The 11,887-nt window shown below is 55.3% G+C and carries 12 protein-coding genes and 1 pseudogene; 7 read left to right on the top strand and 6 right to left on the bottom strand.

Features of this window, described 5'->3' with window-relative positions:
* Positions 1-767: M20/M25/M40 family metallo-hydrolase (locus MVO87_RS01060; protein WP_297551906.1), on the top strand; the 767-nt coding region annotated here is incomplete at its 5' end.
* Between the two features lie 95 nt (positions 768-862).
* Here the strand turns inward: MVO87_RS01060 and MVO87_RS01055 are convergent.
* Entirely contained in the window at positions 863-3,643 is a 2,781-nt protein-coding gene (locus tag MVO87_RS01055; RefSeq protein WP_297551904.1) for a DEAD/DEAH box helicase, read from the bottom strand.
* An 84-nt stretch (positions 3,644-3,727) separates the two neighbouring features.
* On the opposite strand from MVO87_RS01055, the gene MVO87_RS01050 reads away from it, so the two are divergent.
* On the top strand, positions 3,728-5,221 hold the full coding sequence (locus MVO87_RS01050; RefSeq protein WP_297551902.1) for an MFS transporter: 1,494 nt from the start codon (positions 3,728-3,730) through the stop codon (positions 5,219-5,221).
* A gap of 23 nt (positions 5,222-5,244) precedes the next feature.
* On the opposite strand, the gene MVO87_RS01045 is transcribed toward MVO87_RS01050, so the two are convergent.
* On the bottom strand, positions 5,245-6,381 hold the full coding sequence (locus tag MVO87_RS01045) for an iron-containing alcohol dehydrogenase (RefSeq protein WP_297551908.1): 1,137 nt from the start codon (positions 6,379-6,381) through the stop codon (positions 5,245-5,247).
* Positions 6,382-6,520: 139 nt separating this feature from the next.
* Between MVO87_RS01045 and MVO87_RS11255 the strand changes: the two genes are divergently transcribed.
* The 3 genes from MVO87_RS11255 (at position 6,521) to MVO87_RS01035 (ending at position 7,633) form a co-directional block, all read left to right on the top strand.
* Positions 6,521-6,922 (top strand): MBL fold metallo-hydrolase, encoded by a 402-nt coding sequence (locus MVO87_RS11255; protein ID WP_342765085.1) that lies wholly within the window; start codon positions 6,521-6,523, stop codon positions 6,920-6,922.
* The gene (locus tag MVO87_RS11250) at positions 6,892-7,170 is read left to right on the top strand and encodes a hypothetical protein (protein ID WP_342765084.1); all 279 of its coding nucleotides are present in this window, start codon (positions 6,892-6,894) and stop codon (positions 7,168-7,170) included. The genes MVO87_RS11255 and MVO87_RS11250 overlap by 31 nt, the downstream gene beginning before the upstream one ends.
* Before the next feature lie 184 nt (positions 7,171-7,354).
* Positions 7,355-7,633, top strand: a complete 279-nt coding sequence (locus MVO87_RS01035) for a hypothetical protein (protein WP_297516535.1) — start codon at positions 7,355-7,357, stop codon at positions 7,631-7,633.
* A 17-nt stretch (positions 7,634-7,650) separates the two neighbouring features.
* Here the strand turns inward: MVO87_RS01035 and mtnA are convergent, their stop codons facing one another.
* Positions 7,651-8,724 (bottom strand): S-methyl-5-thioribose-1-phosphate isomerase, encoded by a 1,074-nt coding sequence (gene mtnA, locus MVO87_RS01030; RefSeq protein WP_297516537.1) that lies wholly within the window; start codon positions 8,722-8,724, stop codon positions 7,651-7,653.
* Positions 8,725-8,780: 56 nt separating this feature from the next.
* Between mtnA and MVO87_RS01025 the strand changes: the two are divergent.
* Positions 8,781-9,310 (top strand): annotated as a pseudogene (locus MVO87_RS01025) (NTPase).
* On the opposite strand, the gene MVO87_RS01020 reads toward MVO87_RS01025, so the two are convergent.
* The 3 genes from MVO87_RS01020 to albA form a co-directional block, all read right to left on the bottom strand.
* Positions 9,307-9,831, bottom strand: coding sequence for a CBS domain-containing protein (locus tag MVO87_RS01020; protein ID WP_297516541.1), 525 nt, complete (start codon positions 9,829-9,831; stop codon positions 9,307-9,309). The pseudogene MVO87_RS01025 and the gene MVO87_RS01020 overlap by 4 nt on opposite strands.
* Before the next feature lie 39 nt (positions 9,832-9,870).
* The gene (locus tag MVO87_RS01015; protein ID WP_342765083.1) at positions 9,871-10,434 is read right to left on the bottom strand and encodes an ArsR/SmtB family transcription factor; all 564 of its coding nucleotides are present in this window, start codon (positions 10,432-10,434) and stop codon (positions 9,871-9,873) included.
* 75 nt (positions 10,435-10,509) lie between these two features.
* Positions 10,510-10,785 carry a DNA-binding protein Alba gene (gene albA / locus MVO87_RS01010; protein ID WP_013467275.1) on the bottom strand — a complete coding sequence of 92 codons (276 nt, stop codon included), beginning with the start codon at positions 10,783-10,785 and terminating at the stop codon, positions 10,510-10,512.
* Positions 10,786-10,981: 196 nt separating this feature from the next.
* On the opposite strand from albA, the gene purB reads away from it, so the two are divergent.
* Positions 10,982-11,887, top strand: a 906-nt coding sequence (gene purB, locus MVO87_RS01005; RefSeq protein WP_297551907.1) for an adenylosuccinate lyase, incomplete at its 3' end; no start/stop codon positions are given.

The raw sequence follows: 11,887 nt of genomic DNA, 5'->3' as shown, positions 1-11,887 counted from the left end.
TGCTCGAGGAGCTGAAGAAGGAAAACAAAGACCTCAACGTCGGCATCGTCTTCGTCAGCGACGAGGAGCTCGGCGGTCGTGGGAGCGCGCTCTTTATGGAGCGTTACCGGCCCAAGATGGCCGTCGTTCTGGAGCCGACCGACCTTGAGGTGCACATCGCCCACGCCGGCAACATCGAGGCCTACTTCGAGGTGGATGGCAAGGAGGCCCACGGTGCCTGTCCCGAGAGCGGTGTCAACGCGATTGAGGAGACCTATAAGATGCTCGAGGAGCTCAAGAAGCTCGAACCCTTCAACGCCAAGGGCGAGTTCTTCGACCCCCATATCGGCATTCAAGAGCTCGTCTGCGAGAACCCCGTCTACTTAATCCCCGCCCTGTGCAAGGGAAGACTTGAGGCGAGACTCTTACCAGAGCAGGAGGTCGAGGACGTTCTGGATTTAATGGATCCGATACTCGACGAGTACACCAAGAGCTACGAGTACACCGAGATATGGGACGGCTACAAGCTCGAGCCGGACGAGGAGATAGTCCAGCTCGCCAAGAAGGCGATGGAGAAGACGGGCCTCGACGAGTTCGGCGGGATGAGGAGCTGGACGGACGCGATAAACTTCATGTACAACGGAACGAGGACGATAGTTTTCGGCCCCGGCAACCTCGACATCTCGCACACCAAATTCGAGCGCATAGACGTCAGGGACGTTGTTACGGCAAGCGAGTTCCTAAAGGCCCTTAACGAGATTTACGGCGGGAACGAGCCGAAGGATTGAGCATTTCTTTCCTTTTGACCCAATCTTTTTAAGCAGGCTCCCACCAGTAACTGGTGGGGGTTCAGTCAAAGGAACCCTTATTGTTGGACACAAAATCAAGATGCACTCCTGTTTTCTGTATCTTCCTTCTCCTTCCTATCAACCCAGAACCGCCTCGTCCTTATGAACTGCTTCTCCCTCTCCATGAGCGCGAGGATTAAGGCGTCTCCCCGGTACTGCGCCAGCAGACGTGCGGCGGTATCTGGCCCCGTTCCGTAGCTCGCCAGGGCCAGCACAGCCTCGAAGCCGTAGGTATCGACCAAATCTGCCGCCTTCAACAGCTTCCTGTAAGCCCTCTCCTCCTTCTTTTCCAACGGCTTTCCGTGGCGGACCTTTTCAAGTACCGAGAGGAACTCCTCGGCGTCAATCGGGTGCGCCACAGCTAACATCTTTGAACCACAGCGCGGACACTGCCTCAGCTTGATGTTTTGAAGTCTCGCCACTTTCGTTTTCGAGTGCCACCCGCAGTTGGTGCAGACCAGAACGACCTCGTGTTCAAGCAGTCTCTTTTTGAACAGCTCAATTAGCTCGTCCCTCTCGAGAACGCCCGACAGCAGGAACTCCCCGCTCACCGTCATGTTAAGCTTAGCAAGCGTTGACGGCTCTTTCCTTAAGACGGTCTTCACCCTCAGCGAGCCGGCCTTGAGTAGCTCCATCACGAGCTCGGCCTTTTTTACATCCACCTTGTCGTGGTAGAGCTCGTTGAGCGTTTCCCTCTCAATCACCGTCCCCTCGAAAAGTCTCTCCACCTTTCTTATCCTCGCGTCCCTCCTCAATGCCCCAAAGCGCTTGGCCACGTTCAGCATTCTCCAGCGGTAGGCGTGGGAATCCCTCAGAGCGCGGGAAACTATGAACTCGACGCTCTCAGGTTCCTGATAGAGGTAGCGCTTGACCTCCTCTGGATTGAGCTGGAACGGGGTCTTGAAGACTATCGCGTGCCCCTGGCTCCTCACGGAGAAGACCCGGCCGTAGCGGAGGATTAGGAACGAGTGGACTATTCTTCCTATCGCTTCGTTCGCCCTGCTCCCGAAATCGGCGTGGATTATGGTCGCCTTCGGGGTGCTCTCGACGACGATATCTCGGTCGGTTGGAAACGGCTCGTCCCTGATTTCCTCAAATGCCCTTCTAAGTTCCTCCTCGCTGAACTCAACGCCCTCCAAAAGGTCTGAAGCTTTGTTGAAGTCGAAGGCCAGCTCCCTCCTCAGCCTGCCGACTTCGAACGCAACCCCGAAGGGAACGGGAATCATCTCGCCCTCCCAGCTCGGTATCGCGCTCTCAAGGCTCTTGCTCTCGCGAACCTTCAAAAGCCTCGCCTCGTCGTCGATTTTAAGCACTATCCAGCTCCGCCCGTTCATTACGAACTCCATACCCTCCTCCAAATCCATCACGAAGCTCTCATCGAGCCTCCCTATGACGTGCCCACTTTTGGCGTCGAAAACGCGCCACGAGACTTCATCGGGAATCGTCGAGAGGTTCTCGTAGTAGTACTGGAATGCTCCCCTCCTGAGGTAGAGGAGGTCGCTCTCCTCGTCGTAGCCGACCAAACGAGCGTCCTCCAGAACGCGGAGAACATCGAGATAGTCACTCCAGCTCAAATCCCTGTACACATACGCTCGTTTCGCTATCTCGTAGGGCCTCTCGCGCGGGAGTCTTTTGTACTCAATCAGAAGGCCGACGACGAAGTGAGCCAGGACGTCAAGCCCGCCTATCGGCTCGACCGCCTCGAAACGCCCTTCCAAGGCCCGCTTCGCTATGACGAGGCTCTGGAGGTAGTCCTCGACGTTCGTCGCTATGATGTAGCCCTCGCTAATTTCGCCAATCCTGTGCTTCGCCCTTCCGACGCGCTGAACCAACCTGTTCACCTGCCTCGGACTCATATACTGTATCACGACGTCCATGTCGCCGATGTCTATGCCCAGCTCCATTGAGGAGGTGCAGATTAGGGCCTTGATTTTCCCCTCCTTGAGGGCCTTCTCCGCCCTAACGCGCGCCTCCTTCGAGAGCGAGCCGTGATGAACCTCTACGGGCTTTTCCCAGGCCTTGAGGCGGTGCGCAAGAACCTCTGCGAACTGGCGCGTGTTGGTGAAGATGAGGGCTTTTCCGTGCTTTTCAACGATTTCCCACAGAATCCTCAGACGGGACGCTATCTCGGGCGAGACGCTCAACTTCTCAGCAAGCTCTCTGTCCTCCTCCTTCGGCTTTGGATAGAGAACGTGGAAGCGGTAGCTCTTTTTCCAGTTCGGCTTCACTATCGTTTCGGCCTTCAGCCAGTCCCTCACCTCTTCCTCGTTGCCGACGGTTGCAGTCATGCCTATCCTCTTGAAGTCCGCTATCTCGGCAAGTCGCTCAAGGTTCAGGAGGAGCTGGGAACCGCGCTTATTGTCTACAAGCTCCACTATCTCGTCAACGATGACGAACTTCACGTTGCTCAGGTGCTTCCGGAGGGACTTGACAGTCAGAATCACGCCGAGGGTTTCGGGGGTGATGATTAGCATCTGGGGCGGATTCTTCGTCTGCTTCGCTTTCCTGTAGGATGATGTATCGCCGTGCCGTACCTCGACGGTTATCCCGAGCTTCCTTCCCCACCATTCGAGCCTCTCAAGCAAGTCCCTGTTTAACGCTTTGAGCGGGGCGATGTAGAGGGCCGAAATGGGTTTTAGTCCTTCTTCAAGGATTTCGTTGAAGACTGGTAAAACCGCCGCCTCGGTCTTCCCCGAGCCGGTCGGTGCGATGATTAGGACGCTCTTTCCAGAGCTAACCTCCCTAAAAGCGTCCTGCTGGAGCCGGTTGAGCCTCCCAAAGCGCTCTCTGATGGCCTTCCTGAGGAGGGGGTGCATGGTTAAACCTGGCGTTGTGTGGTTTATAACCCCTACCGCTAACTTTATAAGACGATATATCGTTCGACATATCGGTGAAGAGATATGAACGTCACGAGGAACGGCGAAACCTACGACCTCAAATACGCGAAGAAGGCCACGCTCGTCGTGGTTTTATTGCCTCTCCTCGTCATGTACACGGAAGCTATGCTCACACCGGCGTTGCCAACGATTCAGAAGGAGTTCGCGATAAATCCAAACGACGTCAGCTGGGTTCTCACAATCTACCTCCTCGTCGGAACCGTCAGTGTGGCACTCTTCGGGAAGCTCGGCGATATGTACGGCAAGAAGAAGATGTTTTTGGTTGCCCTCGGCTTCTACACCCTCGGCGTCATACTCAACGGCTTTGCCCCGAGCTTCGAGTGGCTCCTCACCACGAGGGCAATCCAGGGGTTTGGAATGGCAATATTCCCGCTCGCCTTCGCCCTTGTCCGTGAGGAGTTCCCACCCGAGATGGTCCCGCAGGTTCAGGGGATGATAAGCGCAATGTTCGGCGTCGGTATGGTTATCGCGCTTCCATTAGGTGCCTATGTCACCCAGCACTGGGGATGGCGCTGGACCTACCACACCGCCGCCCCATTCGCCGTGCTGATGTTCATCCTCGCGTGGAAGATACTCCGCGAGAGCAGATACATCAACCCCGGAAAGCTCGACTGGCAGGGCGCTCTGCTCCTCGTCTGGGCCGTCGTCCCTGCACTCGTTGCGGTAACGCGCGCCCCGAACGTCGGTTGGACCGCAAGAGAAACCCTCGTCCTCTTCGCGGTCTCGATAGTCGGCGCAATTTTGCTCGTCCTCTGGGAGAAACGCGCGGAGAACCCGCTGATTCCCCTCGACATCGTGACCGCAAGGAACCCCGCCATAGTGAACCTCGGAATCATGTTCGCGGCCTTTGGCATATCCATGATGAGCCAGGCGAACACCTACATCTTCCAGATGAAGCCCCCGTATGGCTTCGGCAAGACGATACTCCAGAGCGGTCTGCTCATGACCCCAATGGCCCTTGTGATGCTCATCATCGCCCCTCTCGCCGGAAGGATAATGCCGAAGGTCGGTGCAAAGCCGCTCGCGATAACTGGAGCGCTCATCGCGAGCTCGGGCCTCACCGTTCTGGCAAAGTACGCCCCTGAATTCCCACCGAACCACCTCTGGGCCTTCGTGGCGATGATAGCATACGTCGGCGCGGGAATAACGCTCATGAACATCTCGCTCATCAACGTCCTCGTCTTCAGCGTCCCGCCGAGGGTCATGGGCGTTGCGACAGGAGCGAACAGCCTCTTCAGGAACTTCGGCTCGACGTGGGGGCCAGCTATCGCGGGAACCATCATGAGCACCTACTACACCCTCTTCCACCCGCCCGGTGCTCCCTCGTGGGTTCAGATAAAGATACCGACGACCAAAGCCTACGAGGTGCTCTTCGGAACTTCCGCAGGAATCTACCTGTTCTTAGCGATACTAAGCCTGGCCATCGTTGAGGTCATGAAGGGTGGAAAGATTCGCGAGGTGGAGAACGGGGGAGAAAAGGAGGTGAAGGTTGCTTAGTCCGTTTGTTCCTTTTCTTTTCCTCACTCCCCTCTGAACGCCCTAAGGTAGAGCTCCTTTATCTCTTCCGGCTTCGCCTCGACGGGGTTGAAGGCCAAAAGGCCGTCACGGTAGGCCTTCTCGGCCATCTCGTCGAGCTTTGCCATGAAGGTTTCTTCATCGACGAGCTCGCTCAGCTTCGGAACGTCCGTCCGCTCGTTCAGCTCCCTGACGGCCTCTATCAGCGACCTCCAGTCCTTAAGGCCGAGCTCCCTCGCTATCTCGTCGTAGCGCCTCCTTGCGTAGTCGCTTTTCTCGGCATTGAACTCCATGACGTAGGGAAGGAATATTGCATTCAGCAGCCCGTGCGGTCCAATCCACGCGGCTTTGTGGCTCATCGCGTGGCAGAGGCCGAGGCGCGCGTTGAGGAAGGCTATCCCTGCCATAGTCGCAGCGTAGTGCATCTTTTCACGGGCTTCCTCGTCTCCCTCAAGGCTCTTCTCAAGGTAGTTGAAGACGGTCTTTATCGCCCTAATCGCCATCGCGTCGCTGAAGTCGTTGGCGACTTTGGTGGTGTATGCCTCTATTCCATGAACGAGCACATCCAGTCCAGAATTCCTCGCAACTTCCCTCGGCATCGTCATCGGCAGCCTCGGGTCGAGTATTGCCACATCGGGCGCTATCTCGGGCGTAACGATATTGTACTTGATTCCGCCCTTCTTCAGAACGCTCGCTCCAGAAACCTCGCTCCCGGCACCGCTCGTCGAGGGGATAGCAATAAGCTTCGTCTTCAGCTTCGGAACAGGTTTGGGCTTCGAAAATCTATCCAAGAAGGCTATCTCCTCGAAGTTCAGCTCGGGGGCATCGTAGAAGACCTTCAGCGCTTTCGTCGTGTCTATCACGCTTCCACCGCCGAGCGCTATCAGCAGGTCTGGCTTGAACTCCCGCACCTTCGGCAGGAACTCCTCTATCGTCTCCACGCTCGGCTCCGCCGGAAGGCCGGTTATTGAGAAGACCTCCGCCCCTGCCTCTTTAACGTAGTCCTCAGCCTCGCTCAGGAAGCCGTGTCTCTTCATCGAGTTGCCGGCCAGGATAAGAACCCTCTCGTGTCCCTCAGCTTCCTTTCGGAGCTTTTCAAGGGAGCCCTTACCCTCGATGATTCTCGTCTTGAGCCAGAACATCACCATCACCGCATTAAGGTTTTGGAAAGTCCTTTTAACGGTCTCGCACCAAGATATGTTTGATTGCTGTCTTATCCTTGGGCTCCTATAGAGGATAGTGTTACCCTGAACAAGGAAACCCTTAATTCGGGGGATTGGTATGAGGCTCGTGGTTTTAAACGACAACGTGCCCGCTGAAGGACTTCTCAATGACTGGGGCTGGAGCGTTTTGGTTGAGGGGAAGCACCGCTTCCTCTTCGATGCAGACACGAGGGGAGAAATCCTCCTCCATAATGCAGAAGCTCTCGGTGTTTCTTTGAAGGACCTCGACTTCGCGGTTCTCAGCCACTGGCACTACGATCACTACGGCGGTTTTTCAACAATTGCGGAGCTGAACCCGGGGCTTGAACTGTACGCTCCACCTGGAGGGAAAATCTGGGGACTGAACATCGCCAAAGTGCACGAAGCGGGGAGAATAACGATGGTGTCTGGACCTCCGGAGCGCTGGATGGCTTCGAACAGGCAGTGGGGGTGGAAACGCCCTCTGGACTCGTCGTCATAGTCGGCTGTTCTCATCCGGGCGCAGACAGGCTGACGGAGGCCGTCCTTGAGGTTTCAGGGTACAAAAGAGCCCACCTTGTAATCGGCGGCTTCCATTACCCGTCCAAAGCGACCCTCGATAGACTTGCTGGGATGACGGAGCTCGTAGCTCCTGCCCACTGTTCGGGCGATAAAGCTAAGACTTACATCCAGAAGAAACACCCTGAGAAGTTCGTAATCGTGAGAACGGGGAGTGTTATTGAGTTCTAAGAGACTTTTATTGTTGCTGGAGGAGACTAAAATGTGTTAATTGTGTCATCTCATTACGGGCTCTCCCTTTTGGGGTAGAGGAAACTACCACGAGGGGGCCTTCATCCTCGAAAATGAGTTTAACATCTCGTTTTCAACCATCCGTTTAAAAAAGGCCTTTAAGTTCCCCCTCGCACTACTTCTGATGCTCGTCAGGGGAAAAGTCGTCGGAAAGGAAGGAACGGCCCGTTTTGAAGTCCAAAAGAGTAAAGAGGGAGTATCGCTTAGGGTGGAGTTTCCAGAGGGGGAGCCAATCGACTACTCCGTTGACTGTCCCTGTCTGGAGCCCCTTGAGCTCCTCGGCCTCCTCTTGCCGGCTATAGAGGAGCACATCGGTGAGGTTCAGGATGTTGTCGTTGAAGAGGTCGAGGAGCAGAAGTCAATCCTTGGGAGGATTAAGAGACTTCTAAGAGAAAGGAAATAGAAGGGACATGGATTTAGTCATTCTAAATCCTTAAACAGCCTCTTCAGGTTCCTCTCAAACGGCGGATAAACGACGCCCCTGTCTGTTATTATTCCTGTAAGATACTTATGCGGTGTAACGTCGAAGGCAGGATTGTAAACGTCCACATCTGGAGCGATTCTGCATCCACCACAGGTGAGCACTTCCTCCGGCTTCCGCTCCTCAATTGGTATCTCCTTCCCGCTCTTCAGGCTCATGTCAATCGTCGAGAGCGGTGCCACCGTAAAGAACGGTATCCCGTGCTCCTTGGCGAGAACCGCCAGGGTGTATGTTCCTATCTTGTTGGCGAAGTCGCCGTTGGCCACTATCCTGTCGGCGCCAACTATTATCGCGTCAACCTTTCCCTGCTGCATCACGAAGCCGGCCATGTTGTCGGTTATTAATTTCAGCGGAATTCCATCGTAGTGGTACTCCCACGCGCTAAGCCTGGCCCCCTGAAGGACGGGCCTCGTCTCGTCCACCCAGAGGAGCTTTAGAGTTCCGTCTTTGTTCATAACCCTTAGCACGGCCCCCACGGTTCCGAGCTGAACTGTAGCCAAACTTCCCGCGTTGCAATGGGTAAGAACGTTGCCCTCGGGCAGGGCCTCGGCACCGTAGTGGCCCATCCTGAGGTTTGCCTCAACGTCCTCGTCCGCTATCCTCTGCGCCTCGGCAACTATGAGCTTTTTGAGTTCATCGAGAGGGCTCTCGGCGTTCTCCTCGACGAGCTTCTTAATCCTGTTGAGCGCCCAGAAGAGGTTTACGGCGGTGGGACGCGTGTTCCTCAGCCTGTTGTATGCCCTGTAAAAGCCGTCCATGAACTCGTCCTTGGTTTTCGCTTTACTCGTGTCCGCGTAGAGGGCCAGGCCGAAAGCGGCGGCGGCTCCAATGGCAGGGGCCCCGCGTACCTTCATCGTGATGATTGCCTCAGCCACTTCATCAACTGTTCTTAGCTCGATGGTCTTAAATTCTCTCGGCAAAAGCGTCTGGTCAATCATGATAACCTTTCCGGGCTCGTAGCGAACGCTCCTTGGGAGCCTCGTGAGTTCTTCAGGCTTATACCTTATCTCCACCGCGACCACCCCAAAGGGTTTAAGGGAGGAACTTAAAGCTCCTTCGGTGATGAAAAATGGTCAGAGTTTTCGTGACCGGCCCGGCAGGGGTTGGGAAGACGACGCTCGTCGAGAGGGTCGCGAGGGAAGTCGAGAAATGGGGTTACATCGTTGGGGGCATGATAACGAAGGAAGTCAAGCGGAACGGAAGGAGAATAGGCTTCAAAATCATCGCCCTCGACACAGGTGAGGAGGGAACGCTCGCGAGCCTGCGCGGAACGTCTCACTTGTCAGGGGTTCCCTTCGGAAAGTACGTCGTCCACGTTGACGAGCTTGAGCGGTTGGAGTTTCAGCGATAAGGCGTGCGCTCGTCGAGGCGGATTTGGTCGTCATAGACGAAATTGGCCCGATGGAGTACAAGAGCGACGAGTTCGTGAAGGCCGTTGGCGAGGTGCTGAACTCGGACAAACCTCTCTTAGCTGTCGTCCACAGGAGGATGATTGACAAGTTCAGGCCCCTTGGAAAGACCCACGTTCTGAGCGTTGAGAACAGGAACAGGGAATTTGGAATAATCCTCGATGAGATAATGAGAGAGCTGAGAGGCTAAAGGTTGAGATTATCCTTACAGCTCTCGCAAATCCACCTTTCCTGCCCCTCTATGTAGACCTTGTAGAGCGGGCCGTACTGACCGCAGAGCTCGCAGATTCCGTAGACCTCGGTCTCCTCAACGGTTTCCTCTTCCTCTTCACTGTTCATGCTGTTGAGGGCCGCCAGCAGGTCCGCCGCGGTAACGAAACCGAGGGGCTTTCCAAGGCGCGTTACGAGGAGCCTCCTTATACCCTTCTCCATCATCTTATCTATTGCATCGCTTATGTCGTAGTCGTCCTCAATCGTTATCGGGTTCCTCGTCATGACTTCGTGCACCTTGACGGTCTTAGGGTCGCGCCCCTTCGCAACGACCTTGTCGAGGATGTCGCGGTCGGTGATGACCCCAACTATCTCGTCATCGTCCACGACAACGGCGCTCCCAACCTTGTGCCTTGAGAGTATCCTCGCAACCCTCTCTATGGTGTCGTCGGGCTTCACAATCACTGCCTTTCTCTTGACCACCTGTCCCACGGCCATCATTGGAATCTCACCCCACGAGTTGGGGTTGATTTAAGTTTCTTAAAAACGTTTCTTAAGAAGCCACCCTGCGGAAATTGCGATGACGAACGTCATTATCGCGAGGAGGACGGGAACGTAACTCCCTGATGAACCCGCTTGTTTGCCAGTCTCCGCAGATAACATACGTATCGGTTCTGTCTGGGAGGTTGTAGAGCCTGGGTTCCCATAGTACCGGTCAGTCACCCAGTAGACGAGTGCGGAAAGGCCCGTTGCAACTGAGATGGTTATGACGCGCAGTTTGTTCAACGGTGACGTTCTCCGCTCTGCTGGGCGCGGAAGCAGAAGAATCGGTCGGCTCGATGCTCGGTAGAGCTTTACCTCTTGCAATCTTTTGCCGTACTTTTTCCCGGCCACTTCAACGAGACCCACACGGAGAAGTTTGTCAAGATGGTATGAGACTGTTGATATGGGCATGTCGAGCTCCTTCGCAATCTCGCTCATCGAGAGCTCACGCTCGCGGAGAATCCTCAGAATGGCCATCGCCCTTTCGTTGGCGAGAACCTGCGCGAGCTCGCGAACCCGCTCATCTGTAACGTCTATGGTCTCGTACTCCAACGGGCCCACCAGAAGGGGTACGGGGCGGTGCTATTAAACTTTGCTTCTCAGAAGAAACCTGAAGGAAAAGGAAAGGGGTCAAATTCACGGCTTCTCGAGGATAATCTCGATGGTCGAGGTGTTGGCGGTCCTGCCGTCGGCAGTCGGGAGCTCCTCGGTGCCTATCTTGATTTCCTTGACCCTGACCTCGGGGAGGAACCTGTTCCTGACAATCTCGGCGACGTCAACGGCCCTGCTGATAGCCCTACCGCGAGCCTTGATGCTGACCTCCTTAGCGCCCTCGTTGAACTGGGTTATTACGGCGAGGACGTAGTTCATAACCGGCTTCTTTCCGATGTAGACGACGTGCTCCTCAGCCATTTCTGGCACCTCCGGAAGTTTTGTCATCAGCCTATCGCGGACATAGGGTTAAATACTTTTCGGTTCTATCTGTGGGAAGAGCTTTTTAAGTGGCGAGCGCATCTCAAAAACGCTCGTTTGCCTGGATGATATTGGCGTATAGTTGTCAAAAGAAAACGTTTTAATGCCCAAAATAGTCACAAGAATGGTGATTAAAATGGCGGTTCACCCAATTGACTACCGCTATGGAAGCGAGGAAATGAGGCGCATCTGGGATGAGGAGAACAAGCTTCAAAAGCTTCTCGACGTTGAGGCGGCCTTGGCGAGGGCCCACGCGAAGCTCGGCAACATTCCCGAGGAAAGCGCCCGTGTGATTTCCGAGAGGGCCAGCACGGAGTGGGTGAAACTCGAGCGCGTCAAAGAGATAGAGGCGGAGATACACCACGATATAATGGCCGTCGTTAAGGCCTTAAGCGAGGTCTGCGGTGAGCACGGGAAGTACGTCCACCTCGGCGCGACCTCCAACGACATAATCGACACCGCCAACGCGCTCCTCATAAAGGAGAGCCTTGAGCTTATTGAGCGCTACCTTAGAGAACTCCGAGACGTTCTTATGGGTCTCGCCGAGGAGCACAAATACACCGTCTGCATCGGCAGGACACACGGCCAACACGCGGTTCCAACTACGTATGGCATGAAGTTCGCCCTCTGGCTCGACGAGGTTCAGAGACACCTTGAGAGACTTGAAGAACTCAAGAAGCGCGTTCTCGTTGGCAAGATGCGCGGTGCCGTTGGAACTGCTGCCTCCTTCGGGGAGAAGGCCCTCGAGATTGAGAGGCTCGTCATGGAAGACCTTGGCCTCAGGCCTTCATTGATAACCAACCAGCTTGTTCCGAGGGATTTATACGCCGAGCTGATGATGTTTTTGGCCCTGGTTGCGTCTACCCTCGACAAAATCGGCCTTGAGATTAGAAACCTCCAGAGGACGGAAATCCTTGAGGTCAGCGAGCCCTTCGGAAAGAAGCAGGTTGGTTCTTCGACGATGCCCCACAAGAGGAACCCCATAAGGACGGAGAAGGTCTGCGGTCTGGCGAGGGTCATCTACTCAAACGTCATCCCCGCG

It is taken from the genome of Thermococcus sp. (assembly GCF_027063845.1).
Classification (GTDB): domain Archaea; phylum Methanobacteriota_B; class Thermococci; order Thermococcales; family Thermococcaceae; genus Thermococcus.
This window is presented reverse-complemented; position numbering and strand designations above follow the sequence as displayed.